This is a genomic window from Chryseobacterium antibioticum (assembly GCF_012927325.1).
Lineage (GTDB): Bacteria > Bacteroidota > Bacteroidia > Flavobacteriales > Weeksellaceae > Chryseobacterium > Chryseobacterium antibioticum.
Map to the genome: position 1 here is coordinate 1 of NZ_JABBGI010000021.1, position 25765 is coordinate 25765.

The following is a 25765-nucleotide window of genomic DNA, read 5'->3' on the forward strand; positions in this document are numbered from 1 at the left end:
AAATAGCTCTCAATCTTTTGAAAAATGAGAAAACGCTCAAAGTCGGTGTTAGAGGAAAGCGCCTAAAAGCAGGATGGGATAACAGGTATCTTGAAAAATTAATTAATTTATGATGCGTTTGCCCTGGTATTGTCCCAAATTTAAGGGTGTATGACCTCCGAATCATGGGACTTTCACTGCTCTTAAAAAACGGCAAGCATTTCTTTTTAGAAGTGCTTTTTTATTGAAACACATATTTCCAGTAAACAATAATTCCCACAACAACAGACCCTGCCGCCATTATCAGAACAGCTCCAGCAGAAATATCTTTAATAAAGCCGATTCTCTTGTCGAAATCGGGTTGGATGATGTCACATGTCATTTCTATTGCTGTGTTGAAAATTTCGGCACTTAAAACGGCTGCAGAGGCCATAAGAACCAATGCGGTATCTACTGCTGAAAGCTTAAAATAGAAAATGAGGAAAAGGTTTATGAAAAAAGCGGCAAGTTCGATTTGGAAATTTCTTTCTGCTCTTGCCATCAGGAAAATACCCCGGAAAGCATGTAGAAAACTTTTATGGATAAGTGGTTTTTTCATGATTCTTTTTCACAAATATAGGATTTGTATTTTGATGCTAATAGGATTTCAGATCTTTGGTGTGAAAATTAACCATCACTGAAAAGAGAACATAATGTCAAGTCTGAAAACAGCTTAATGATATTTGTTCAAAACTCCTTAAGATTATTTTTTTCATTATAGTTTCTATTTATTATATTTGTAGAAACTTATTTTTAAATCTATGAAATTTATTATTTCAAGTGGTGAACTGCAGAAAGCATTGCAAACTGTAAGTGGCGTAATATCAAGCTCTCAATCGAGACCGATTTTAGAAAACTATCTTTTTGAACTAGACGGGAATAACGTTACCATTACAGCTTCCGATGGCGAGACTACTCTTGTTACTTCTTTGGAGGTAAAGTCTGATGATTCGGGTAAATTTGCCGTTCCTGCTAAAATTTTTCAAGATTTTATCAAGACTTATGGTGAACAGCCTTTGACGTTCGTTGTGAAGGATAATGCGGAAGGAACCGGAAGCCAGCTGGAGATTTTAGATGAAAAAGATAATTTCGCAGTAGCACTGGATAATGCTGACGACTATCCTGAACTTCCGGAATTTGATGCTTCACAAAGCGTATCAATGCCTGCCGGAGTTTTATCGGAAGCATTGACCAACACTCTTTTTGCAACTAGCAACGACTCTCTTCGTCCCGTAATGACAGGAGTGCTTTTCCAGTTTGGAGAAAATGAAACGAATTTTGTTTCTACAGATTCCCACAGACTGGTTGTGTATAAAAGAACAGACCTGATGAATGCCGAGCCCATGGAATTCATCATGCCTAAGAAACCTTTGAACATTTTCAAAAACATACTGGCAAGTTCCAATGAAGACGTTAAGATCGACTTCAACGAGAACATGGCTAAATTTACTTTTGGAAAACATATCTGGATCTGCAGACTGATAGATGGGAAATATCCTAACTATACCGCTGTGATTCCAAAGGAAAATCCAAATGTACTGACGATCAACAGAAACCTTCTTTTAGGAGCGATCAAGAGAGCATCAATCATGTCTAACAAGTCTACCAACCAGGTAAGATTTAAATTGTCTGCCAATATTCTTCACCTTCATGCAGAAGATACAGAATATGCAAACAAAGCAGATATGCAGATTCCATGCGATTACAACGGAGAAGATATCAATATCGGTTTCAGCTCTAAATTTTTAACGGAAATGCTAAGCATTCTAGGTTCTGACGATATCACAATGAAAATGTCACAACCCAACAGACCGGGGATCATTGAACCTCTTGACGGTCTTGAAGATAATGAAAACATCCTGATGTTATCAATGCCGGTGATCGGATTGTAATATTTTGACAAATAAATAAAAGAGGTTTTGATATTCAAGACCTCTTTTTTATTTTTAAATAAACTAATAAGATTTTTAAAGATCATTATTTTAATAAAAATATGACATATTATAAAGATAATACTGTATATGTCTCCTTTTTTATTAAAAATATACTCACCTAGCGGGATGGAAATAATAAAACTATTTGTTTTAAATTCCTTCCTAAATTTCGCTGTTTCTTAAAAAAACACGACATTTGTACGGGAAAAACCGTACAGGAAATAGGGTACGGAAATTCAATAAATTTTTCAAAATATAGCAAATGAAAATATCAAACAACTGGCTGAAAGACTTTATCAAAACGGAACTGAAAACGGAAAGAATCGGAGAATTCCTTACTGATATAGGTCTTGAAGTTGAAGGGATAGAAAAATTTGAAAGTGTAAGAGGCAGCCTGGAAGGGATCGTAGTAGGAAAAGTATTGACCTGCGAAAAACATCCGAATGCAGACAAGTTAAAGAAAACAACAGTTGACGTAGGAAACGGAAAAATATTGAATATTGTTTGCGGAGCGCCCAACGTTGAAGCAGGGCAAACAGTTCCTGTAGCAGTTGTCGGGACTAAAATCTATGACAAAACCGGAAACTTTTTTGAAATCAAAGAAGCGAAGATCAGAAGCGAGGTTTCCCAGGGGATGATCTGTGCAGAAGATGAACTTGGCCTTAGTGAAGACCACGGAGGAATCATGGTTTTAGACGAAACGAAATATGAAGTAGGAAAGAATTTTGCTGATTATTTTGAACTGGCCAACGATGAAGTGTTAGAAATCGGTTTAACACCGAACAGAACAGACGCGATGTCTCATTATGGTGTCGCAAGAGATCTTCATGCATTCCTTTCAACGAACCAACAGAAATCAACATTTGAGAAAGTGTCTTCTGAAGCTTTGAATAATGAAGGTACACACAATTTCACTTTAGAAGTTGAAAGCGCTGAACTGTGTCCAAGATATATCGGAGCGGTGATTGAGGAGGTGAAAGTAGCCGAATCTCCATCGTGGTTAAAAGACAGATTAAAGGCGATAGGTTTAAACCCAATCAACAATATTGTAGATATTACGAATTATATTCTTCACGGTTACGGACAACCTCTTCATGCATTTGATGCAGATAAGATTGCTGACAGTAAAGTGAAAGTAGGAACTGTAAAAAAAGGAACAAAATTCACAACTTTAGATGGTGTTGAAAGAACTTTGAACGGTTCTGAAGTCATAATCAAAGACGGAAAAGATAATCCTATGTGTATTGCCGGTGTTTTCGGGGGTGCGCAGTCAGGAGTTTCTGATGAAACAAAAACCATATTCCTGGAAAGTGCTTATTTCAATCCTGTAGCGGTAAGAAAGGGAGCTAAATTTCATAATTTAAACACAGACGCTTCTTTCAGATTTGAAAGGGGAGTGGATCCCAATATTACCAGAACAGCCATCACTCATGCAATTAAACTGATCCAGGAGATTGCAGGTGGAAAATTAGTGGGAGACCTGTTAGAAGAATATCCAAAGAAAATAGAAGACAATTATGTGATCATCAGATTCTCAAAGATCGAACAGATCTTAGGAACTAAAATTCACAGAGAGAAAGTAAAAGAGATTTTAAAAGCTCTTGAAATCCAGGTTTTAAACGAGATCCAGAACGGGCTTGAAATTTCAGTGCCTGCTTATAGAGCTGATGTAACGAGAGAAATTGACGTTATCGAAGAAATCTTAAGGATCTACGGATACAACAAGATCGATGCGCCGCAAAAAATTTCTTTTACACCTGTTAAACTGAGCGCCAACGATCAGGATGAGCTGGAAAACAACTGGGCAAGAACGTTACAGAGTATTGGATTCAATGAAGTGATGAACAACTCACTGACTTCTGTAAAAGATGAAACCGATGCCGTAAAATTGCTGAATCCTTTGAGTGGAGATCTTGCATTCATGAGGAAATCTTTACTGGAAGGGCTTCTTCAAAATGCAGTGTACAATATCAACAGAAAGAACCAGGATATCAAGTTCTTCGAATTCGGAAAAATCTACCACAAAAAAGATCAATACGAGGAAAGAAAGCAATTGGCGATCCTGGTAACAGGAAGAGATGTTGCAGAAAACTGGCTACAGCCTAAATCTGCGGTAAGTTTCTATAATCTTAAAGCCTATGTGAAGGTTTTATTAGAAAAACTTGCTGTTGATTATAAAGAAGTGGCTTCAACAGACGAAAGATTCTCCGATTCATTAGCTTACGAAGCAGACGGGAAAACTTTAGTGAGAATTGGGAAAGTATCTCCTGTATTACTGAAAGACTTTGATATCGATCAGGAATGTTTCTACGCAGAGATCGAACTTGAATTGGCACAGGAATTACGTTCTAAAAACGAACTTAAGTTCAAAGATATTCCTAAATTCAACAAGATCAGAAGAGACCTTGCTTTATTGATTGATAAAAATATAAACTATCAGGATCTGTATCAGACCGCGAAAAAGAACAAATCTCCTTTCATTAAAGGGATCAACTTATTTGATGTCTATGAAGGGAAAAACCTTCCGGAAGGAAAGAAATCTTATGCAATGAGTTTTGAACTTCTGAATGAAGAAAAGACCTTGGAAGAGAAAGAAATTTCTGAAGTAATGGATTCTCTGATCAAAGCATTCCAAAAAGAATACAACGCAGAGTTAAGATCTTAATTAAGGAATAATATACTATTGAAACGGGCTATAAAGCCCGTTTTTTTGTTTTACTCTTGCTGATTGTGTAAATTTCACAAATGATTATGTTTAAAATATTCAATAGGACGGGCTTTAGCCCATTTTATCATTATTTGAAATGAAATTTGGTTTTAACCAAAAAATAAAGAATATGATTTATGAAATAAAATGAATTTGTGTTTAAAAATAATCAGAAAATAGAATTCTTAAAAAGTAATAAAATCCTTCGCGCGCCGTTTAAATAATATAATTTCCTTAAATTTGAGTAATTCAAAAAGAAAAAAATGAAAAATCTTTTTTTAAGTATAGGTGCGGCTGCCATTCTGGCATCGTGCGGTACCATGTCCAGTGCTTCTGCATCTAAGGTAGGAAAAGCACAGCCTTCACTGGCTAATACAAAATGGACATTGGCAGACAATGTGAAAGGCAAGATTCCAACCCTTAATATTGAAGGGGAAAAGATCAATGGAAATGGGGGATGCAACAACTATTTCGGAACCGCTAAAATAGATCCTTCCACAGGTGATTTCGCTGCGGGACAGATGGGATCTACCAAAATGATGTGCAACAATATGAGCGTTGAGCAGAACTTTATGGATATGGTAGGGAAAGCTAATAAATATGTGATTTCCGGAACTACCTTAGAATTGTACAAAGACAATCTTCTGCTGTTAAAATTCAACAAAACGGAATAAAATAAAAAAGGAACTCAATTTGAGTTCCTTTTTTTATGTTTAGGTAGTTATTATTCTTCCTCTTCTTCGTCGTACTTAGCCAACTCTTCATCACACCATTTAAACGCAGCCTCTACCACTTTTGTAGCTTCGTCTGCCATAGTTTCTTCATCATCACCTTCTAAATCATCCAACCACTCAACTTCTTCTTCTTCAACGTTTAAGATGAATCTTGGATATTCTGTGTGAACTACGAATAAATCTTCAGGAAATTCCGAATTGTCTGCTAATAAAAACTTTGGTAATTTCATTTTTTTAAATATTTTAACTTTGATCAAAGATAAATAAAATTATTGACTTAAAATTATTTCAAAAACATTTTTGAAACTTTTTCAGCTTTTTTACTTTCTGAATAATCATAAAAACCTTCCCCTGACTTTACACCCAGTTTCCCTGCCATTACCATGTTCACAAGAAGTGGGTTGGGAGCATATTTAGGATTTTTGAAACCGTCATACATTACATTGAGAATGGCAAGACAGATATCAAGACCGATGAAATCTGCCAGTTGAAGCGGACCCATTGGGTGTGCCATTCCTAGTTTCATTACTGTATCGATTTCTTCTACACCAGCTACACCGTTGTAAAGGGTTTCAATAGATTCATTGATCATCGGCATAAGAATTCTGTTGGCTACAAAACCCGGATAGTCATTCACTTCCACAGGAACTTTACCTAAAGTCTTACTCATTTCATAAATCGCATCAAAAGTCTCTTTAGAAGTAGAATATCCTTTGATGATCTCTACCAGTTTCATAATAGGAACCGGATTCATAAAATGCATTCCGATCACTTTATCCGCTCTTTTGGTAGCCGCTGCGATCTTTGTGATGGAGATAGAAGAAGTATTGGTTGCCAGAATACAGCCTGCAGGCGCTAATTCGTCCATCTGACCGAAGATTTTAAGCTTCAGATCCTGATTTTCAGTTGCTGCTTCTACAATAAGGTCTGCAGATCCTGCAGCATCTTTAAGTTCTGTAAAAGTGCTGATATTTCCTAATGTTTCAGCTTTTTGCTCTTCGGTAAGGTTTCCCTTTGCAATGATTCTGTCAAGGTTAGTTGTAATCGTTTTCAGGCCTCGGTCCAGGGCGTCTTGAGATACATCTACCAGATTTACTTTGAATCCGCTTTGTGCAAAAGTATGCGCAATACCGTTCCCCATGGTTCCTGCTCCAATAACTACAATGTTTTTGATCATTTTATTCTTTTATTTTTATAGATAGTTAAATTCTTTATGTTGGTAAGGTCAGATTTATAGAGGGTTACTGCGGAATCAAAACTTACAGTACCATCGCTGTCCTGCTTCCTTTTTTTGTTTTGTAAAGCGATAGCTGATTGAAGACCTTTTTTGAAAGTAGTCTTCTGCTTTTTACCCAGTCCGTCTATTCCGATGTATAAATTAAATTCGCCTTCTCTTCCAAGTCCTCCCTGCCTTAAAATTTCAAAAGCTTTGAGCTGATTACTTTTCTCAAACTTTTTCAGATAATCTGTTACGGGCTTTGTAGACGGTGTTCCACAGCAGATGCTGCCATAGCTTATCTGTACATAGCTCATGCTCTTTTGTGAAAAAAAGAATGCGGAGCAGAACAGACCTATTGTTAATAATATCTTTTTCATATCAATGCTTTTTTGATTGTGAGAATTAAGATTTTACCAATTCCTCTGCTTTAAAAATAAGCTTAATATTTTACTTATTAAAATCATCCCAGACTGCCTTTGAAATGTCAGAAACCACTTTGCAGTTTACGGCATCCGATTCTGTGGAATTGCTTACAAATACGGCAATGGCGTAATGTTTTCCATTCGGAAGAGTGATGATTCCCATATCATTTTCAGCAACAGTAAGACCGTTATCATACTTTCCTGAAGAACCGGTTTTATGGGCTACGGGCGTATTTTTAGGAAGCTGTTCAATAATTTTATTAGTGCCGGTTTTGGTTCCGATCATAATCTGCATCAGATAATCTGTAGACTTTTTGGAAAGTAATTTCCCGTCATAGAATTTTTTCAGAACCTGAACTGCAGAATTTGGGGTGCTGTAATTGTCGTATTGCGTTTTCCAGTTTTTGTGCATGTCATCTTCATTACGCTTGATCTGGAAGCCTTTTACACCTTTAGAATCCATAAACTTCTGAACAGTCTGTGTCCCTCCGATCAGTCTCAGTAGCAGATCACAGCCATTATTGTCACTTAATGCAACGGTATAATCCAACACTTCACCCAGAGACAGTGAAACATTGGCATCAGGATACTTCTGGCGGATCGGCGACCATGTATTTTCAAGCATATCCGCTTTTTTAAAGAAAAGTTTCTGGTCTAATGACAGCTTTCCTTTATCTACAAGATCTAAAACCGCACAGGCAATATGAAACTTGAATACACTTAACGTAGGCAATGGCTTATCGCCATTTTTGCTGTAGGTAAACTTATTGTCAAAACCTAGAACAGAAACGCCAACTGTAGCTTTTTTACCTTCAGTAATAGCGTTTATTTTTTGTTCTAATACTGATTTCTGAGCGAATGTCAATGATGAAACCAGAAGAAAGAAAAATCCTATTTTTTTCATAATACAGTCATTAAAACAGATCTCTTTTACACTTAAAAAAGAAAGCTGAGGTTTAAAATAATTAAGAAATCAGTTTTACAATTTCCAGAGCAACCTTTAAAGCTTCAGTTCCGTCTTCCAGGGAAACTTCTACATTTTTATTTTCCATAATGGCATCCGCAAAAGAATTCAATTCATCAAGGATTGCATTATTAGGCTGGATATTTGGGTATTCAAATAAAATCTGGTTTTTTTCGCCTTCAGCATTTTCAATGATCATGTCGAATGGAGTAGGGTTTTCAGGAGCGTCTTTCATTCGGATCACTTCTGCTTTTTTCTCAAGAAAATCTACAGAAATATAAGCGTCTTTCTGGAAAAACCTGCTTTTTCTCATAGCCTTCATAGAAATTCGGGATGTCGTAAGATTGGCAACGCATCCATTTTCAAATTCAATTCTTGCATTGGCAATATCGGGACTTTTGCTTACCACGCAAACACCGCTTGCATGGATATCTTTGACCTTAGATTTTACCACACTCAATAAAATATCCAGATCATGAATCATTAAATCCAAAACCACAGAAACATCCGTTCCACGGGGATTAAATTCTGCCAAACGGTGAATTTCGATGAACATCGGATTCTGAATATAATCTTTTGCTCCAATGAACGCAGGATTATATCTTTCAACATGTCCAACCTGTGCTTTGATGCCATTTTCACGACATTTTTGAAGAATTTCCTCAGCCTGTTCAAGCGTTTGGGTAACCGGCTTTTCAATAAAAAAATGAAGACCCTTATCAATAGCCTTTAAAGCATAATCATAATGATAAAGAGTTGGTGTTACGATATCCAACATATCAATTTGATTTAATAAATCTTCAAAATTTTCAAAATATTTATACCCGAATTCAGCTTCTATTTTTTTTCCGTTTTCAATATCTTTATCGTGGAAACCTACCAGCTCGTACTTATCTGATTGGTTAAGAAGTCTTAAATGAATCTTTCCCAGATGTCCGGCACCTACCAAACCTGCTTTTAACATAGATTTTTTAATTTTGGTAAAGATAAGAATTTTAGGTATTAGGAAATACGTTGTTGCATTTAGGTTGATAAGTATTGATAGTTTTTTTACTTTTGTAGAAACTACTATCTGTAACCTAATAACTACTATCTTACTAATGATGCATGATTCGTTTGTACATAAAGGAAAAAGAAAAATCCTGGTTGAATATTTAAGACATAAGATCGGGATCTCAGATGAGAATGTACTTTCGGCAATGAGTGAAGTTCCGAGGCACCTTTTTATCGAAAGTATTTTTGAGGACTTTGCCTACGAAGACCGGGCATTTCCGATCTTGTCGCACCAGACTATTTCCCATCCCTCAACGGTGGCGGAACAATCGGAGCTGCTTCAGATAAAACCTGGCGAGAAGGTCCTTGAAATCGGAACCGGATGCGGCTATCAGACTGCTGTTCTGCTGACTATGAAGGCTTTGGTATATACCGTGGAAAGACAGAAAGACCTGTTTGATTTTTCGAAGAAGAAATTCCGTGAATTACATTTGAATCCAAAATTTCAGAGTTTCGGGGATGGTTTTGCAGGACTTCCGACCTTTGCGCCTTTCGATAAGATCATTGTCACCTGTGGGGCTTCCGTTTTACCTACAGAATTATTGAAACAACTGAATGTCGGAGGAAAAATGGTCATTCCATTAGGACCTACCGATGAGCAGATTTTATACCGGTTCACAAAAACGGCTCCTACACAATTTGAAAAAGAAGAATTCGGGGCTTATAAATTTGTTCCGATGTTGGGAGACACGAACCATTAAATAGTAACGGAGATTTTTTCTACCACAAAACTGCTCTAAAGTATTTAAATAAATTAAATACTTTAGAGCAGTTTAGTTTTAAAAGTTTACCATCCTGAAAATAAGAAGAGTATATCAGCTGAAAATCAAATATTTTCATAGAAACTTAAGTGTACTTCTCTTCTATACCTAATATATTCAAATTAAAAATAACTAAAAGTTCAAAAAAACTTTTATGACTTTTGTGGTTAAAAATTAAAGTTTTAATAAACGTTAAGACCGGTTCGGAATAGTAATTGGATTCAATTTAAAACCTAATCACTTAAATTTTATTATTATAGATACGAATAGATTTAAATCATCACATGATTTTAGTAATATTCAGAAAAATCTGCATAATAATCCGGGATATCATGCAGAAAGCTATACCCAGCAGGTGAAGGATTATATGAATGATATGAAAGCTAAGAATCAGGAAGCAACCAAGCAGGGATTTATCGCTCATGCACAGAAATCGGCAAAGGATGCTTGGGAAGAGATTCAGGAGATGGCTTCAGAGGCCTGGGACAAAAATAAAGATAAACATCAATAATTTTTAATTCGATAGTTAAAGAACCTCACTTTTTAACGCAGTGAGGTTTTTTATTTGAAAATTTCACGACTATCTGTCATTTGTCCTTGAAATATCTTAACGAATCTTGCGATACAAAAATGAGATATTAAAAATTGTAAACACGAAAATTAAATCAAAATAAAAAATGAAAGTATTTGTAAATAGAAGGATTCCGCAAACAGGAATCAATATGCTGAAAGAGGCGGGACTGGAAGTTTTTATCCCGGAACACGAAAATCTGTCTCACGAAGAATGGCTGATCTATTGTCAGAATCACGATGCCATTTTAAGCGTGGGCGGAGAATTTAAATACGACAAAGATTTTTTTGCTCAATGCCCTAATATAAAAACGATCGCTTTATATTCCGTAGGTTTCGACCATGTAGATATTCAGGAAGCGAACCGTAGACAGATTCCGGTAGGAAATACACCTGACGTTCTCAGTAAAGCCACTTCTGATGTAGCTTTTCTATTGATGCAGTCGGTGGCGAGAAGAGCGAGTTATAATTTTCAGAAGGTAAAAGACGGGAATTGGGGAGACTTTGACCCGTTGCATGCTTTAGGACAGGAATTGTACGGAAAAACCCTGGGAATATTGGGGTTGGGAAGAATTGGTTTTGAAATGGCTAAAAAGTCCCAAAAGGCTTTTGATATGAATATCATTTATCATAACCGCCACCAAAATGAAGACGCAGACAAAGAATTGAACGCGACTTATGTTTCTTTCGAAGACCTGATTGCACAGTCAGATGTACTAAGTGTTCATGCCAATTTTAACCCTGAACAGAAAGACCTTTTCAATGGTCCCGTGTTTGAAAAAATGAAGGATAATACCATCTTTATCAATACCGCAAGAGGGGGTTTCCAAAATGAAAAAGACCTCTATGAAGCCTTGGTTTCAAAGCAGATCTGTGGAGCTGGGTTAGATGTTACCAATCCTGAGCCGATGTCTAAGGAAAATCCGCTTTTAGAACTTTCCAATGTATGTGTATTGCCACACATCGGTTCTGCGACCATCGAGGCCAGAACAGGAATGGCGAAAATTGCTGCTGAAAATATCATTGCTTTCTCCAAAGGGGAGAAAATACCTTATTGTGCAAATCCTGAGGTATATTCGGTGAGTTCTTAGTAGCTTGGAATTATTTTTGTTGATAAACCTTAAACATTTAATATCATGATACCAGAAAACAATACCAACGAACAGAACAGAAAACTGGAAGAAATGGATTATAATCCCAGTGAAGATATATTTAATAAAGAAAAACATATTCCGCTGGACGGTGACGGAAATCCCATCCTAAATGAAGAGGACGATGATAAAATAGATAAAGGCCTAGATATCCCAGGAACTGAAGATGACGACGATATGGAAAAAATAGGATCCGAGGATGAAGAAAACAACTACTGGAGCCGTAGCGATAACGCAGACGACCACGAAGAAGAAAATGATGACGTTTTAACCTAAATTCTGGATCTGTACAACAGACTAACCTTACTGAGATCAGTGAGGTTTTTTTTATTTTTGAAAACCACTTATTCTCTGACGAATATCATTCCCCTCTTTTGGAGGGGTGGATTCGACTAAAAGGAGAAGACGGGGTGGTTAAAAAAAACATAAACAATGAAAGAAATCCTTACCCATATTCAAGGTATTCCCATCCAAAGGAATTTTGTAGAAAATCTACCCTTTAATCCCTATTTAACAGTATTGCTAAAAGAAAAACGGAAAGCACGTATTTTAAGTGAGGTTATTTTCTGGAAAAAGGTGAGGGCGGGAACATTTCACCACATTGATTTTGACAGACAACGAATCATCGGAAATTATATTGTTGATTTCTATGTAAAAACTTTAGGACTAATTGTTGAAATTGATGGTTCCAGCCATGATGAAAAACAAGTTTACGATGGAATCAGACAGGAATATCTTGAGTCTTTGGGGCTTTTGGTTTTCAGGACTACTGATTTTGATGTAAGGAATAATATTTATGTAGTGATGAAGGATCTGGAGTATTTTATTATTCAGCATTTTGGGACCACCCCGTCTTCCAAAATTCTATAAATTTTGCAATCCACCCCTCCGGAGGAGGGGAATATTCAGTCGGTGTTTTTGTTATAGTTGATATTTGTAGTTTAAGACATCATCAAATTCCCTTGCCTATATTTCGTAATTTGAATATCTTTAAAACTTCAAAACGTTGAATTCTAAACATTGAACTAGATAGCAATATGACATTTCAAGAACAGATACAGCAGGGGATTCCGAATCAGCTGCCACAGCCTAAACCATACGAAACCAATATCAACCATGCACCGAAGCGTAAAGAAATTTTAGGGGAAGAAGAGAAAAAGCTTGCCCTGAAAAATGCATTACGTTATTTCGAACCTCAGTTTCATGCAGAACTGTTGCCTGAATTTAGAGAGGAACTGGAGAAATACGGGAGAATTTATATGTACAGATTCCGTCCGGATTATGAAATGAAGGCAAGGTCCATCGCAGATTATCCCGGGAAATCGGAGCAGGCAAAAGCCATCATGCTGATGATTCAGAATAATCTTGATTATGCAGTGGCGCAGCATCCTCACGAACTGATTACCTATGGTGGAAACGGAGCTGTATTCTCCAACTGGGCACAATATCTTCTGACGATGAAATATTTGTCTGAAATGACAGACGAACAGACTTTAACCATGTATTCCGGGCATCCGATGGGATTATTTCCTTCTCACAAAGATGCTCCAAGAGTCGTTGTAACGAATGGAATGATGATTCCTAATTACTCCAAACCGGATGATTGGGAGAAATTCAATGCACTAGGCGTTACCCAATATGGGCAGATGACGGCGGGAAGTTATATGTACATCGGTCCGCAGAGAATTGTTCATGGAACCACGATTACGGTACTGAATGCTTTCAGAAAGATTAAAAAAGAACCGCAGGGAGGACTTTTTGTAACTTCCGGATTGGGAGGAATGAGTGGCGCACAGCCAAAAGCAGGGAATATTGCAGGCTGTATCACCGTATGTGCTGAAGTAAATCCAAAAATCACAAAGATCCGTCACGACCAGAAGTGGGTGAATGAGATTTATGAGAATATAGATGAACTGATAGAAAGAGTAAGAAAGGCTCAGGGAAATAAAGAAACCGTTTCTCTCGCTTACCTTGGAAATATTGTTGAGGTTTGGGAAAAATTTGATGAGAAAAACTTAAAAATCGATATCGGTTCAGATCAGACATCGCTTCACAACCCTTGGGCTGGTGGTTATTATCCGGCAGGACAAAGCTTTGAAGAATCCAATAGAATGATGGCTGAAGATCCTGAATTATTTAAAGAAAAAGTTCAGGAAACATTAAGAAGACACGCTGCGGCGATCAATAAACATACTCAGAAGGGTACGTACTTCTTTGATTACGGAAATGCCTTTTTGCTGGAAGCTTCCAGAGCAGGAGCAGATGTAATGGCTGAAAATCCTACCTTAGGAAGAGAATTCAAATATCCGAGCTATGTTCAGGATATTATGGGTCCCATGTGTTTTGATTACGGTTTCGGACCGTTCCGTTGGGTATGTGCCAGCGGAAAACCGGAAGATTTGCAGAAAACAGATGATATTGCTTGTGCTGTTTTGGAAGAGATGGTAAAAAACTCTCCTGAAGAGATTCAGCAGCAGATGAAAGACAATATCCAGTGGATCAAAGGTGCTCAGGAAAATAAACTGGTGGTAGGTTCACAGGCAAGAATCCTTTATGCAGATGCAGAAGGAAGAATGAAGATCGCAGAAGCTTTCAATAATGCCATTAAAAACGGGGAGATTGGAGCTGTTGTTTTAGGAAGGGATCATCACGATGTTTCCGGTACAGATTCTCCTTACAGAGAGACTTCCAATATCTATGACGGTTCAAGATTTACCGCAGATATGGCAATTCACAACGTAATTGGCGACAGTTTCCGCGGGGCTACATGGGTGTCTATCCATAACGGTGGCGGAGTAGGCTGGGGCGAAGTAATCAACGGTGGTTTCGGAATGCTTCTGGACGGAAGTGCTGAAGCAGACCGAAGACTGAAATCTATGCTGTTCTGGGACGTGAACAACGGAATTTCCAGAAGAAGCTGGGCCAGAAATGAAGGTGCTGTTTTCGCCATTAAAAGAGCCATGGAAGCAGAACCTAATCTGAAAGTAACGCTTCCGAATTTTGTGGATGAGAATTTGTTTTAAAAATAATCTAATCAACATAATATGTTTGATAAATGAGACTGTCAAAAAATTGATAGTCTCATTTATTTACTTACCAAAATATTTTTTAATTGATGTCGGTATAGTATTATTTGACTTATCTAAATTATTATGATAGGCATGAAAAGTGTTGTCTGCCGTCCGTTCATTTGGGAAAAGTATAAATAATTTTTCGACCTCGTCATAATTGATATGAAAGTTGGATCTTTTCCTCAAATCAAAAATAGCGTCATCTAATAATTTTTGAGAATTTCTGTCAACACAATATAATTGTGATTCGCCGGAATGTGCAGGTATAAGAATGCCGTTTTCTCTTCTTCTTCCATGTTTTGGGTAATGTGGATTAAATTTTCTTGGAGGCAGTGTTTTATTAATCAATGACCAAGTACTTTTTGCATTACTAAAATGATTTATTCTTTGATTACAAACTTTGGCCAAAGTAATATTTACTTTGGCTTGTGATTGAGTAATGCTATCAACTCCTTCAAAATCTTTTAGAAAATCTTTCACTTTATTTTTGAATTTTGGCAACGCATTATCATATTGAATATTTCCAATTGCATTTTTGAATTTACTTTTATTATAGATAGCTTTCACACCTAATTGTCTGGAAACTTCAAATAATATTTGAAAGTCTTTAATAATTTGAATTGTTATTGGTTCTTCAAAGAAAGCATCATCAATATAAAAACAAAATTTATCTATCATTATAAATCAAATAAAAAGTCAGTATCTGTAGTAATTTGATCAAAAAATCCTTCGGGCGCAAAACGAATTATACCTCCCTCTTCTATGATTATTTTATGCGCTATGGAGCTAGGGCTATTTTCATCTCTTTCAAACTGATAGATGCTGACATTATCCTTACTAATTCCTTCTTCAGAGTTGTCCTCGTGCTTTTTGCATTGTACAAGAATTCCATTTATAATATGATCTGAATGAGATTCTACAAACACTTGTACACCAATATCTACTACCTTTGTAAGAAACTCTATTATTTTAGATTGCGCTTTGGGATGAAGGTGAGCCTCTGGATTTTCAATAATTATAACCTCTCCTTTTTTAGCAATAAGACCTGTAATAATAATAGGAAGTATATAGCTGTATCCGAAGCCTACATTGATAGACTTATAAATTTTCCCATCATTTCTATTATTAATCAAAAGACTTAAAATACTACTTTCTTGTTCTTCCCCTATCAGTTTAAGATTTGCTCCATCTAATATATAACTAAGCCATTCCTCTGTTTGTTCTAAAATTGTATATGCATTTTCGCCTCTATACAATTTCTCATGTACAGTAGTTCCTTGTTTTTTAGTATGGTATAATACATTAATGCTGTACTCACCCTTAGCACCGGTATGAATACTTTTTGGAATGGATAATTTTTCTACATATTTTCTAGGACCAATTCTGTCGGCTGAAACATAATGAATATTTTTAAAAAAACTAGAAACATCAGCAAGAGATATATTTCCATTTTCTAAACTCAATCTTGCAGATAGCTGCAAATGATCCTGTTCATTTTCTGATAGAAGATAGTTTACTTTTTCTTCTACACTATCACTTTCTAGAGTAAAACCTATCTCAATTACTTTATTTGTAGTGTAGCTATTTTTTATATCTTCATACGTCCCAAGTTCTACATACGAACTATTAAGATATATTTGGTTTTCCTCTTTATCCCAAATATTCCAATTAGATTGAGAAATAAGCAGTATTGATTGTAGTAATGATGATTTACCTCGACCATTTATTCCTGTAAGAAGATTAAGTTTATTTGCCGTAAAGGAAACTTTCTCATCAAAACATTTAAAATTTTTAAGGAATATTTCTTTAATCATATATGTTTTCTTTTAGTGTTTCAGTAGCTAAATTAAATCTTGTATTAACCCTTTCTTTGGTATTAGTTGAGCGAGTAACCGCATCAATGTAACTTTGATTGCGGATTAATTGAGTGTAATTTTTTTTGATAGTATTTTTATTTTTTTTAATGAAGTCATCACTCATTAACGAAATAGCATGTGAGACACTTTCAAAAACCGCCATATTAATAGTCCCTTTTGTACTGAGAGTAGGAATTCTAAAATTTTTGTCACCCCAAATTTGATATGAGTATTTCATTACTCTTTCAAAATCTTTAATTACCTCTTCTATTTGCTTACCAGACCATTTATTTATTTTTCTCATTGCATCCTCTATGTAATTACTTAGATTACCAATATATTCCTTTTCATAATCAAAATAACGAAAGGCGATGTAACGTAAAATAAGTTCTCGATCCTTCATTCTTTGAGGTGAAACACCATCAGAAATAGCAGACTTGAAATAAGGTTCTTCTGATAATTCTTTAAGGAGAGCTGTAGATTTTCCAATAAAAATACAATTTCGAATTTCTTGTCTGTTGAGTTGTGTACCTCCAGTATTGATTCTATTGAATAAATCATAAATGACTTCCATTGGCGTAGAAGGCTTTAAGATAAATATATTAAGTTTTTTGTCTTCAAATTTAGCTTGTAAATTATCCGGTAAATCTTTATAAAAAAAACCATTATATTTTGGAACAGCTTCTAATTGTGATAGTGGAAATTGGTTGTTATAAAATTCTTCTAGAGTAGTAGTTCGTTGCAAACCATCGATAATCATATATTTAGATTCTTTTGTTTCAGAATCTATTCGTTCATTAAAGTATATGAATGGAATAGGAAAATTTAGTAAAATTGATTCTACAAATTTAGATTTGGCTTTAGTGTTCCATACCAAATTTCTTTGAAAATCAGGTTGTGTGATAATTTTTTGCTTCTTTTTTTGACGTAAAAGTTCAAAAATAGAAAATTGTTCCACGCCCATATCCAAATCATTGAGAATAGGATCGTATGGGTATAAACTAGAACTAGAATTAGAATCATCAACAACATCCTCATCAAGCTTTATTATTTCTTTATTTAAACCTTCATTCATTGTATATGGTATTTTATGACAAAAGTAAAAAAAAGATGATAATAAATATCGTATTTGCTTATAAAGAAATCATTCTGAATAATAAAGATAGTTTTAGATTTTAATTGGATTATTTTTTTTTGAAGAAAATCAATACACAAAATATTTTCACTTCTGCTAAAACATTTTTACTTTTCAGTAAAAAAAATCGTAAAATAAACCTCCCAACTTCTCCGTTTGTTTAAAACAACTCTGTTTGTAACTTCCGTACTCCTCCGGAACTTCAAAACAAGCGTGATTCTAATCTCCGGAGGACTCCGGAAGTCTCCCGCAACGTGCAGGCAGCCAAAGAAGTGTTCCGAAGATTACGCGCAACGGTATTTGTAACCTAGTGACTTTTTAATATATTTGATTCTGAAAATCAGTATCAATTCACTAACAAATACACAAAAACACGTATGGAAATCGCACTCACCAAGCTGAGTACTAAAGATCTTGCGACTTTAGCTCAGAGAACTATTTCAAATGCCTAGTCAGGGAAATATCCGGTTATTGCCAACCATCCGCTGCTTACGGATTTGCAGGACTCCTATATCGAATACGATAGGGTATATACCAAACAGGTCTACAGCGGAAAAGGAAAAGACGTTGCCGCGTTGGATCATGAAAGAGATGTTGCGTACAACAGTATGAAAGCATTCCTGAACGGGTACCGGAAGCTTTCTTCTGCCGCCAATTATCAGCTGGCGGAAGACCTGTATCAGGTATTTAAAACTTTCGGGCTGGATCTCGACCGAATAAGCTATTCTTCCCAGACTGCTCAAATGAAAAAGCTGATCGAAACCCTTGAAAGTTCCGAGAATACACAGAAAATCACAGCCCTTTCTCTGGAAACCGCATTGGCTGATATGAAAGCCAAACATGAAGCTTTTGAAACGCTTTTTTCTGAACAGGCAATGATTAATGCAGATCTTCGTCAGATGAAAAGCGCATCGGCCATCCGAAAGGATCTGGAAAAAAATCTGAAAGCGTATATCAGTTTATTAACCGTAATGAAAGGAGTTTCGGGTTGGGAACTTTTCTACAATGATGTTAATGAATTGGTAAAGGCCGCGAAAAATTCTTCTATCGTAACCCCCAAACCGGAAAAGCCATCTTAAAACAATAGGAACAAAAAAACTCAGCACACCGCTGAGTTTTTTTATATCTGATAATCAAAATTCGACTATTTATTTTTTATACTTTTTCAGTTCTTCCTCCAACCTTTGATTTTCCTTTTTCAGAATCTGTATAAGCTCTCTCTGGCTTTCCAGAAGGAATTCCGGGACATTGCAGTAATAATTACCATTGATATTCCCTACATCAATTGTATTGTTATTAAAATGATTTATGTTTTTAGCTTCATCTTCCTGATAAATTTCCTCCAAAGGAACTTCAAGAAAACGGGCGATTTTTTCCCATTCTTCTTTTCGGATGCTTACATCTCCGCTTTCTTTTCTGCTGTAGTTGGAAACATCTGTTGCAATGATATCTGCGATCTGCTGTTGTGTAAAGCCTTTTCTTTTTCTTACGTCGCGTAGTTTTTCTTTTTGCATAACCGTATTTTGTACAAATATGCAAAATATTACGCAAAAAAAATAGGGGTTAGGTTTTTTAGCGGCAACATTTGATGATTCTTTTTTGTTTCAGATCAAAGGGTATTCTTTGCTTTGTTGGGAAATCGCAAAAGCGCAAGGTTTCTTACAGCTGCATGAATATTTAAAGCGCAAGAAAATCAAAGACTTTCAGCTATAGATTCATTGTGAAATGGGCGGTACTAAATTTTATCAGAGATAAAATCTTTGCACCTTAAAACGTGTTTTTGTCATATAACTTGCGTCTTTGCGATGTTCCAACCATAAAAAATAAAAGTTTTTTACGGCTTGTTTTTACAGAACTTGTCTAAATATTTCCAACCTTTTCCATAATTACAGCATCTCTATATAAAAAGAGACTATGAAAATCACCATACCAAAACCATGTCACGAAAACTGGGAAATGATGACGCCCGAAGAGAAAGGTAGATTTTGTTCCGTTTGTTCCAAAACTGTCCGGGATTTCGCCGGGGCTTCTGATCAGGAAATTATAGAGGTTTTTTCCCATTCTTCAGAAGATATTTGTGGAAATTTTAATGCATCGCAGCTTAACAGAGATCTGCAATATTCTTTTATCAATTCACTCTTTACGAAGTTTGCGGTCGGTTTTATGTTGACAACAGGAGGATTTGTTTCCGTATATGCACAGCAAAATGAAGTACACGATACTTTAAAATCAGACGAAATAAAAGACGTTGTGATCTTCCCCCAAAAACAAAAAAAACTGCTGGGTTCAACGACCGTAATACCGGGAAATCTTATAGCGAATACTCAACAGAGTGAAATGCAGGCCCAGCTGAGCGGTTTGATGGGTAAGGGAATTTCCACTGTACAACAAGACGATAAAGCTCATCGGAAAATGAGGATCGGAGGTGCTTCATCAACGCTGAGGAGTACTGAAAAGCCTTTATGTGTAATCAATGGAAAGGTGAGTAGTTTTGAAGAACTCAGTTCGATGGACACTAAAATAATAAAAACGATGAATGTTCTGAAAGGGGCTTCTGCAACGGCAATTTATGGCTCAAAAGCTCAAAACGGCGTTATTGTAGTAACCACTAAAAAGAAAGAAAAGCTAAAAAAATAACGAGTTGCGGCGATCGAAGATCGCCGCAACTCGTTTTAAATTATTTCAAAAGCAAAAACTTACTTTTTTACCGCTGCAATAGCAGCCTCATAATTAGGTTCATGCGAAATATCATCCACCTGCTCTTCATACACAATCTTTCCTGAAGGATCAATTACCACAACGGCTCTGCTTAAAAGCCCTTTCATCACAGAATCTGTGATTTCCACCCCATAAGTTTTCCCGAAATCAGAACGGAAATCCGAAAGCATCACCACATGCTTGATTCCTTCTGCACCACAAAATCTTTTTTGGGCAAAAGGAAGATCTTTGGAAATACAAAGAACCACTGTGTTTGGAATATTAGCTGCATCTTCATTGAAATGATGTACAGAAGCCGAACAAACACCTGTATCTACACTTGGGAAAATATTAAGAATAATGAATTTTCCTTTGTAAGAATCAAGAGTCTGATCCTTCATCGTAACATCTGTAAGCGTAAACTTGGGCGCTGCCTTATTCACTGCCGGCAGTTTGGCGTAGGTATGTACCGGTTTTCCTCCCATCATTACTGTATTCTGAGCGAACGTACATACTGAGAAAAGGAATAACGTACTGAAAATTATTTTTGAAAACATGTAATTTTATTTTGAAACAAAATTATTCTTTTTTTAGTCTCCGTTTGTTAATTTTAATTCAAATACCCGATAAATAGAGCAAATCTATCAACTGCCTCTTTTTAAAATCGATTTTAACGGCTACCTTTATTCTGTATAATTTTAGAATCACACTCAGTTATCAAAAAAAATAAAATTTATGGATTCAGTAAATAAGCCGTTATTTCAAGATATTTTTAAAAGCGAAAGCGAAATTCCAGAAGAATTTAAAGTTCCCGAGATCCACCAAAAGGTCTACCTTCTCAATGGAGAACTGGTAGAATGGAAAGGAGAGGTTCAGGATATCTACTCACCCGTCTGTATTCCTACAGAAAACGGCCTGGAAAGAAAACTTCTCGGAAGTATTCCCAATATCGGCCCCAAAGAAGCAATGGAAGTTCTTGAAGCTTGCGTGAGAGCCTATGATAATGGCTTGGGCGAATGGCCAACCATGTCTGTAGAAGGACGTATACAATGCATGCAGAAGTTTGTTTATCTCATGATTGAGCAGCGTGACCTGGTCATCAAACTGCTGATGTGGGAGATCGGAAAAACGCTCGCCGACTCTACTAAAGAATTTGACAGAACCGTAGATTACATCAATCAAACCATTGATGCCTTGAAAGATCTGGACCGGGAATCTTCCCGTTTTCAGGAAGCTGAAGGAACCATAGCGCAGATCAGAAGAGCTCCGTTGGGCGTTGTTTTAAGCATGGGACCATTCAATTATCCTTTAAATGAGATCTTCACCACATTGATTCCTGCACTGATCATGGGAAATACGATATTGTTTAAACTTCCAAAGCATGGTGTTTTAGCCCATTATCCTTTACTGAATGCATTTAAAGAAGCCTTCCCGAAAGGAACGGTAAATACCCTTTACGGTAAAGGTTCAGAGATCATTACCCCGATCATGGAAAGTGGAAAAGTAAATGTTCTGGCCTTTATCGGATCTAGCAAAGTGGCGAACGGACTGAAAAAGCTGCACCCTAAAGTCAACCGTTTGCGCGCCATCCTGAGCCTTGATGCTAAAAATGCTGCCATCGTGACTAAAAATGCCAATCTGGATGTTGCGGTGAGCGAATGTATCCTTGGAGCATTATCTTTCAACGGGCAGCGCTGTACCGCCCTAAAATTGATATTTGTTCAAAAAGAAATTGCTGAAGAATTTATACAAAAATTAAGTGCTGCTGTTTCTGCCCTGAAGCCGGGGCTGCCGTGGGAAAAAGACGTCAAAGTAACCCCACTTCCTGAAGTAAACAAACCTCCTTATCTGAAAGAATGTATTGAAGATGCTTTGGCAAAAGGTGGAAAAGTTTTAAATGAAAACGGAGGATTTACAGAAGAATCTTTTGTTTTTCCTGCAGTGGTTTATCCGGTTAACAGCGAGATGAAATTATATCATGAAGAACAGTTTGGTCCGGTGATCCCGGTGGTTCCGTTTGAAGATATAGAAGAGCCTATCGATTATCAGGTGAATGCGTCCCACGGAATGCAGGTGAGCATCTTCAGTGAAGATCCGCAGGAAGTTTCCAGGCTAATCGATCCGTTTGTGAATCTGGTAAGCCGTGTCAACATCAATTGTCAGGCGCAACGTGGACCGGATGTTTTTCCGTTTACAGGAAGAAAAGACAGCGCAGAAGGAACACTTTCTGTATTTGATGCGCTTCGCTCATTTTCAATCAGGTCTCTGGTAGCTGCAAAACTGACGGATTCCAATAAGAAATTATTAAATACAATCGTGAGAGAACATGATTCTAATTTTCTAAGCACAGACTACATTTTCTAGATAGATTTCTGATTCTATTTAACATAAAATAATAATCCTCAATAAATTTATTTATTTTTTGAGGATTTTGTACTTTGAGACAGAGAGTTTTTAGTTTTTTGTGTTAAAAAAGCAGTGTTTTTATCAAAATGCTGCTTTACGAGTAGAGTTTCGAACATGTCTTTAATGGAAAAAGAATTTTTAGAGAAAATAGAGAAGCATAAAGGTGTTATCTTCAAGATCTCTAAAATGTATATGGACGATCAGGATGATCAAAATGATCTTTATCAGGAGATCATTTATCAGGCCTGGAAATCATACGGAGATTTCCAGAGGAGGAGTGACTTCTCTACATGGCTTTACCGGACTGCACTTAATACAGCGATTGTATTTTTGCGCAGTGAAAAAAAACGTAGTTTTATACAAAATCAGGGTATAGAGAATCTTGTAGTTCCACATGAATCCTATAATGATGCAGATGATAGAAATATGAAGCTGATGTATGAGGCTATCCACCAACTCAGTCCTATAGACAAGGCACTTATTTTTTTCTTTTTGGAAGATTTTCCGGGCAAAGAGATCGCCCGTCAGCTAGGTATTACCGAAGTGAATGCCCGTGTAAAGATGAATAGAGCCAAGACAAAATTAAAGGAAATCATCGAAAAGCAAAAGAGTGACCAGATTTAAAAACAAAAACAAATGGAGTTAGAAAATTTTAAAACACTTTGGAATAAAGACAACAAAGAGGATTTGCCTGAAATTTCCATTGAAAAACAGACAGAGATCCATTCACCAATGCAAATGCTCAGGATCAATATGGAAACAGAATTCTGGCTGATGGTTGTCACCATGCCTATGCTTCTGATAGGATTTCCGTTTGCTTCCGGAGATACAAATATTGTCACCATATCAGCTTTTGTCGTTGCACTGACGATGGGGTTTATTATTTATTTCTATTCCCGTTTTCTCAAGCTTTACAAAATACTTCGTAAAAGTGGTATCAATACAAACTATGATCTGTTTAACCTTAAAACACAGCTTTTAATATCGAAAGAAATCTACATTTCCTATTATATTTCCTACATTCCGCTTGCTTTTCTGTTATCGCTCATCAAGATCAACTTTCATTTTGAAGCGAAATACAACCTGGCTATTTTTGGAGTCAGTTTTCTGATGACCCTGATGCTGGTCTGGTTCATTATAAAATATTGGATCTATTATATGTACGGCCGCTATATAGAAGATGTGGTACGCTTGGTGGATGAACTGAATGGTCTGGAAATAGAACAGAAAAAGGCCAGAAAAAATTCATGGTTTGAGCGCTCCCAGAGATTTTTCATGAATAAATTCGGGCTCAAAGGAAATATCCTGAATACGGTGATATGGTTTGTCTCGGTATATATTTTTATCATTATATTTTTGACGCTGGTTCTTTTGCTATTCATCATTATCGGTGTAAAACTTGATTTTATTGATCTTCACATACTTCAAAAAGCGTTAGACAGACTGAATTGATTTCTTCATAAATTTAATCATATCCATTAGTCCCGACAGACATTTTCTGATGGGGCTATTTTTTTATACGAATTAATAAAAAATCGGTCTGTTAAAAACCGCCTGTATGAGAGGGCTAAGGAGCTTGTGAAAATGACAAGAAATATAATATTGTTTTTTAATGTAAATTTTTCCCCAAATGGTGTAACATTTTTTCTTTTTTTCTACTAACTATTAGAAATATAAAATGTTAGTCACATATTTTAGTTGTTGAGGCTCAAATTTTTAACTAACTGTTTAATTTAATAGATAAACCATTTAAGAGAAAGTTTATAGATTAAGATTATTTCGTCCAAAGGCTATGTTTTTTAACGGATGCTTGAGAAAAACTAAATAAAACACACAATGAGACCCGGCAGGAATTTTCTGTTGGGTTTTTTATTTTAAAAAATATTTGTAACATTTTTTTACAATTAAAACTAACTCTATAGAGCCCGAAGATATGAACTCGTTAGAGCAGGAATTTTTAGACAAAATAGAAAAACATAAAGGAATCATTTTTAAGATTTCTAAAATGTATATGTCCGAAAAAGACGACCGCGATGATCTTTTTCAGGAAATTACCTACCAGATTTGGAAAGCCTATCTCAACTTCAGAGGGCAGAGTGAATTTTCTACTTGGCTGTACAGGATTGCCCTCAACACCGCTATTATTTTTCTGAAATCTGAGAAAAAGAGAAGTTTTATTTCTAATGGGGAATTGTCCGTCTTTAAAGTCATTCAGGATGAATATGATGACGGAAAAGAAGAGAAACTTGCTCAGATGTATAGAGCGATCCGTCAGTTGAATCCTATCGATAAAGCTTTTATTTTTTACTATCTGGAAGATTTTTCAGGAAAAGATATTGCAGAGCAGATGGGGATTTCCGAAGGTAATGCAAGGGTAAGAATGAACCGCGCCAAAAATAAGCTTAAGGATATCCTGAACTCAAATAAATCATAATTTTTAAATCAATCCCAAATGAATATAGATGAATTAAAAAACGCTTGGAATGAAGATGTTTCCGAAGAAGCACCTGAAATAAGTATGGAGCAAAGAAATAAGATCAACCTTCCGCTGGAAAAAATGCGTAAAAATATGCGCATGGAATTCTGGTCCATCATTGGAATCTTTATATTTTCATTTATAGTATGCGCTTTCTGCAGACCCTTTAAACTACAGTTTTATATTACGGTTCTCATAGCGTCAATGCTGATGGTTACGATCTTCTTTTTTAGTAAATTTTTCAGGCTTTACAGCGATATCAGCAATCCGATGCTCAAAACATATGATTCTTTAAAAGATCTGGTGATGCAGGTTAATCTGAATAAACAGTATTATCTATCCTATTATCTGAGCTTTGTGCCTTTTATCGTCTGCGAAATGATCATTGTGATAGAATTTATTCCTTGGCCTGAACCCATGAGTGAAATAAAAACGGCCGTAATTCTGATCAGTTCAGTTACGATAGGATTATTTGTGCTGTTTGTGACGGGGAAATTCTGGTTCAACCGTTACTACGGAAGATATATTGTACATATTGAAGATCTTGTGAAGGAATTAAAAAAGTGAAAACAGTTTCGGCGGGCTGAAAGC

The 25765-nt window shown here is 36.1% G+C and carries 27 protein-coding genes; 16 read left to right on the top strand and 11 right to left on the bottom strand.

Annotated elements, in window-relative coordinates; translation table 11 throughout:
• Nucleotides 1-220 precede the first annotated feature (220 nt).
• Nucleotides 221-577, bottom strand: a complete 357-nt coding sequence (locus HHL23_RS15805; protein ID WP_169235759.1) for a diacylglycerol kinase family protein — start codon at nucleotides 575-577, stop codon at nucleotides 221-223.
• Nucleotides 578-779: 202 nt separating this feature from the next.
• On the opposite strand from HHL23_RS15805, the gene dnaN reads away from it, so the two are divergent.
• The 3 genes from dnaN to HHL23_RS15820 all read left to right on the top strand — a co-directional run bounded on the left by dnaN (nucleotide 780) and on the right by HHL23_RS15820 (nucleotide 5333).
• Nucleotides 780-1910 (top strand): DNA polymerase III subunit beta, encoded by a 1131-nt coding sequence (dnaN, locus tag HHL23_RS15810; RefSeq protein WP_169235760.1) that lies wholly within the window; start codon nucleotides 780-782, stop codon nucleotides 1908-1910.
• A gap of 304 nt (nucleotides 1911-2214) precedes the next feature.
• On the top strand, nucleotides 2215-4617 hold the full coding sequence (gene pheT, locus HHL23_RS15815; protein WP_169235761.1) for a phenylalanine--tRNA ligase subunit beta: 2403 nt from the start codon (nucleotides 2215-2217) through the stop codon (nucleotides 4615-4617).
• A 305-nt stretch (nucleotides 4618-4922) separates the two neighbouring features.
• Nucleotides 4923-5333, top strand: a complete 411-nt coding sequence (locus HHL23_RS15820) for an META domain-containing protein (protein WP_169235762.1) — start codon at nucleotides 4923-4925, stop codon at nucleotides 5331-5333.
• 50 nt (nucleotides 5334-5383) lie between these two features.
• On the opposite strand, the gene HHL23_RS15825 is transcribed toward HHL23_RS15820, so the two are convergent.
• From HHL23_RS15825 to HHL23_RS15845, 5 genes are all read right to left on the bottom strand, one after another.
• Nucleotides 5384-5623 carry a hypothetical protein gene (locus tag HHL23_RS15825; RefSeq protein WP_007845674.1) on the bottom strand — a complete coding sequence of 80 codons (240 nt, stop codon included), beginning with the start codon at nucleotides 5621-5623 and terminating at the stop codon, nucleotides 5384-5386.
• Nucleotides 5624-5676: 53 nt separating this feature from the next.
• Nucleotides 5677-6567, bottom strand: coding sequence for a 3-hydroxybutyryl-CoA dehydrogenase (locus tag HHL23_RS15830; protein WP_185194884.1), 891 nt, complete (start codon nucleotides 6565-6567; stop codon nucleotides 5677-5679).
• On the bottom strand, nucleotides 6567-6989 hold the full coding sequence (locus HHL23_RS15835; protein ID WP_169235764.1) for a hypothetical protein: 423 nt from the start codon (nucleotides 6987-6989) through the stop codon (nucleotides 6567-6569). The genes HHL23_RS15830 and HHL23_RS15835 overlap by 1 nt, the downstream gene beginning before the upstream one ends.
• A gap of 70 nt (nucleotides 6990-7059) precedes the next feature.
• On the bottom strand, nucleotides 7060-7938 hold the full coding sequence (bla-A, locus tag HHL23_RS15840) for a CGA/CIA family class A beta-lactamase (protein WP_169235765.1): 879 nt from the start codon (nucleotides 7936-7938) through the stop codon (nucleotides 7060-7062).
• Between the two features lie 61 nt (nucleotides 7939-7999).
• The gene (locus HHL23_RS15845; protein ID WP_169235766.1) at nucleotides 8000-8962 is read right to left on the bottom strand and encodes a Gfo/Idh/MocA family protein; all 963 of its coding nucleotides are present in this window, start codon (nucleotides 8960-8962) and stop codon (nucleotides 8000-8002) included.
• Nucleotides 8963-9101: 139 nt separating this feature from the next.
• Between HHL23_RS15845 and HHL23_RS15850 the strand changes: the two genes are divergently transcribed.
• The 6 genes from HHL23_RS15850 to HHL23_RS15875 all read left to right on the top strand — a co-directional run bounded on the left by HHL23_RS15850 (nucleotide 9102) and on the right by HHL23_RS15875 (nucleotide 14556).
• Nucleotides 9102-9752, top strand: a complete 651-nt coding sequence (locus HHL23_RS15850; protein WP_169235833.1) for a protein-L-isoaspartate(D-aspartate) O-methyltransferase — start codon at nucleotides 9102-9104, stop codon at nucleotides 9750-9752.
• A gap of 436 nt (nucleotides 9753-10188) precedes the next feature.
• Entirely contained in the window at nucleotides 10189-10323 is a 135-nt protein-coding gene (locus HHL23_RS22780) for a hypothetical protein (RefSeq protein WP_262889250.1), read from the top strand.
• Between the two features lie 166 nt (nucleotides 10324-10489).
• Nucleotides 10490-11473 carry a 2-hydroxyacid dehydrogenase gene (locus tag HHL23_RS15860; protein ID WP_169235767.1) on the top strand — a complete coding sequence of 328 codons (984 nt, stop codon included), beginning with the start codon at nucleotides 10490-10492 and terminating at the stop codon, nucleotides 11471-11473.
• A 45-nt stretch (nucleotides 11474-11518) separates the two neighbouring features.
• A complete protein-coding gene (locus HHL23_RS15865) occupies nucleotides 11519-11809 on the top strand; it encodes a hypothetical protein (RefSeq protein ID WP_169235768.1) in 291 nt (96 codons plus the stop codon).
• A 156-nt stretch (nucleotides 11810-11965) separates the two neighbouring features.
• The gene (locus tag HHL23_RS15870; RefSeq protein ID WP_169235769.1) at nucleotides 11966-12403 is read left to right on the top strand and encodes an endonuclease domain-containing protein; all 438 of its coding nucleotides are present in this window, start codon (nucleotides 11966-11968) and stop codon (nucleotides 12401-12403) included.
• A 167-nt stretch (nucleotides 12404-12570) separates the two neighbouring features.
• The gene (locus HHL23_RS15875) at nucleotides 12571-14556 is read left to right on the top strand and encodes a urocanate hydratase (protein WP_169235770.1); all 1986 of its coding nucleotides are present in this window, start codon (nucleotides 12571-12573) and stop codon (nucleotides 14554-14556) included.
• A 66-nt stretch (nucleotides 14557-14622) separates the two neighbouring features.
• On the opposite strand, the gene HHL23_RS15880 is transcribed toward HHL23_RS15875, so the two are convergent.
• From HHL23_RS15880 to HHL23_RS15890, 3 genes are read right to left on the bottom strand one after another with little or no spacing between them, the layout of a single operon-like run.
• On the bottom strand, nucleotides 14623-15282 hold the full coding sequence (locus tag HHL23_RS15880) for a hypothetical protein (protein ID WP_169235771.1): 660 nt from the start codon (nucleotides 15280-15282) through the stop codon (nucleotides 14623-14625).
• Nucleotides 15282-16418, bottom strand: coding sequence for an AAA family ATPase (locus tag HHL23_RS15885; RefSeq protein WP_169235772.1), 1137 nt, complete (start codon nucleotides 16416-16418; stop codon nucleotides 15282-15284). Before HHL23_RS15885 ends, HHL23_RS15880 begins: the two co-directional genes overlap by 1 nt.
• Nucleotides 16411-17535, bottom strand: coding sequence for a DUF262 domain-containing protein (locus HHL23_RS15890; protein WP_169235773.1), 1125 nt, complete (start codon nucleotides 17533-17535; stop codon nucleotides 16411-16413). Before HHL23_RS15890 ends, HHL23_RS15885 begins: the two co-directional genes overlap by 8 nt.
• A 557-nt stretch (nucleotides 17536-18092) precedes the next feature.
• On the opposite strand from HHL23_RS15890, the gene HHL23_RS15895 reads away from it, so the two are divergent.
• Nucleotides 18093-18674: a DUF6261 family protein gene (locus HHL23_RS15895; RefSeq protein WP_228464796.1), complete on the top strand. Its 582-nt coding sequence runs from the start codon at nucleotides 18093-18095 to the stop codon at nucleotides 18672-18674.
• A gap of 69 nt (nucleotides 18675-18743) precedes the next feature.
• On the opposite strand, the gene HHL23_RS15900 is transcribed toward HHL23_RS15895, so the two are convergent.
• Nucleotides 18744-19109, bottom strand: a complete 366-nt coding sequence (locus HHL23_RS15900) for a helix-turn-helix transcriptional regulator (protein WP_169235774.1) — start codon at nucleotides 19107-19109, stop codon at nucleotides 18744-18746.
• A 400-nt stretch (nucleotides 19110-19509) separates the two neighbouring features.
• Between HHL23_RS15900 and HHL23_RS15905 the strand changes: the two genes are divergently transcribed.
• On the top strand, nucleotides 19510-20232 hold the full coding sequence (locus HHL23_RS15905; protein WP_169235775.1) for a TonB-dependent receptor plug domain-containing protein: 723 nt from the start codon (nucleotides 19510-19512) through the stop codon (nucleotides 20230-20232).
• A gap of 59 nt (nucleotides 20233-20291) precedes the next feature.
• Here HHL23_RS15905 and tpx read toward each other — a convergent pair whose 3' ends face one another.
• Entirely contained in the window at nucleotides 20292-20849 is a 558-nt protein-coding gene (gene tpx / locus HHL23_RS15910; RefSeq protein ID WP_185194883.1) for a thiol peroxidase, read from the bottom strand.
• Nucleotides 20850-21027: 178 nt separating this feature from the next.
• Here tpx and HHL23_RS15915 point away from each other — a divergent pair, with 178 nt between their 5' ends.
• The 5 genes from HHL23_RS15915 (at nucleotide 21028) to HHL23_RS15935 (ending at nucleotide 25741) form a co-directional block, all read left to right on the top strand.
• Nucleotides 21028-22656, top strand: a complete 1629-nt coding sequence (locus HHL23_RS15915; RefSeq protein WP_169235776.1) for an NADP-dependent glyceraldehyde-3-phosphate dehydrogenase — start codon at nucleotides 21028-21030, stop codon at nucleotides 22654-22656.
• 156 nt (nucleotides 22657-22812) lie between these two features.
• The gene (locus HHL23_RS15920) at nucleotides 22813-23322 is read left to right on the top strand and encodes an RNA polymerase sigma factor (protein WP_169235777.1); all 510 of its coding nucleotides are present in this window, start codon (nucleotides 22813-22815) and stop codon (nucleotides 23320-23322) included.
• Between the two features lie 12 nt (nucleotides 23323-23334).
• Nucleotides 23335-24150, top strand: a complete 816-nt coding sequence (locus HHL23_RS15925) for a hypothetical protein (RefSeq protein WP_169235778.1) — start codon at nucleotides 23335-23337, stop codon at nucleotides 24148-24150.
• A gap of 481 nt (nucleotides 24151-24631) precedes the next feature.
• Nucleotides 24632-25132 carry an RNA polymerase sigma factor gene (locus HHL23_RS15930; protein ID WP_169235779.1) on the top strand — a complete coding sequence of 167 codons (501 nt, stop codon included), beginning with the start codon at nucleotides 24632-24634 and terminating at the stop codon, nucleotides 25130-25132.
• An 18-nt stretch (nucleotides 25133-25150) separates the two neighbouring features.
• Nucleotides 25151-25741 carry a hypothetical protein gene (locus HHL23_RS15935; RefSeq protein ID WP_169235780.1) on the top strand — a complete coding sequence of 197 codons (591 nt, stop codon included), beginning with the start codon at nucleotides 25151-25153 and terminating at the stop codon, nucleotides 25739-25741.
• Nucleotides 25742-25765 lie beyond the last annotated feature (24 nt).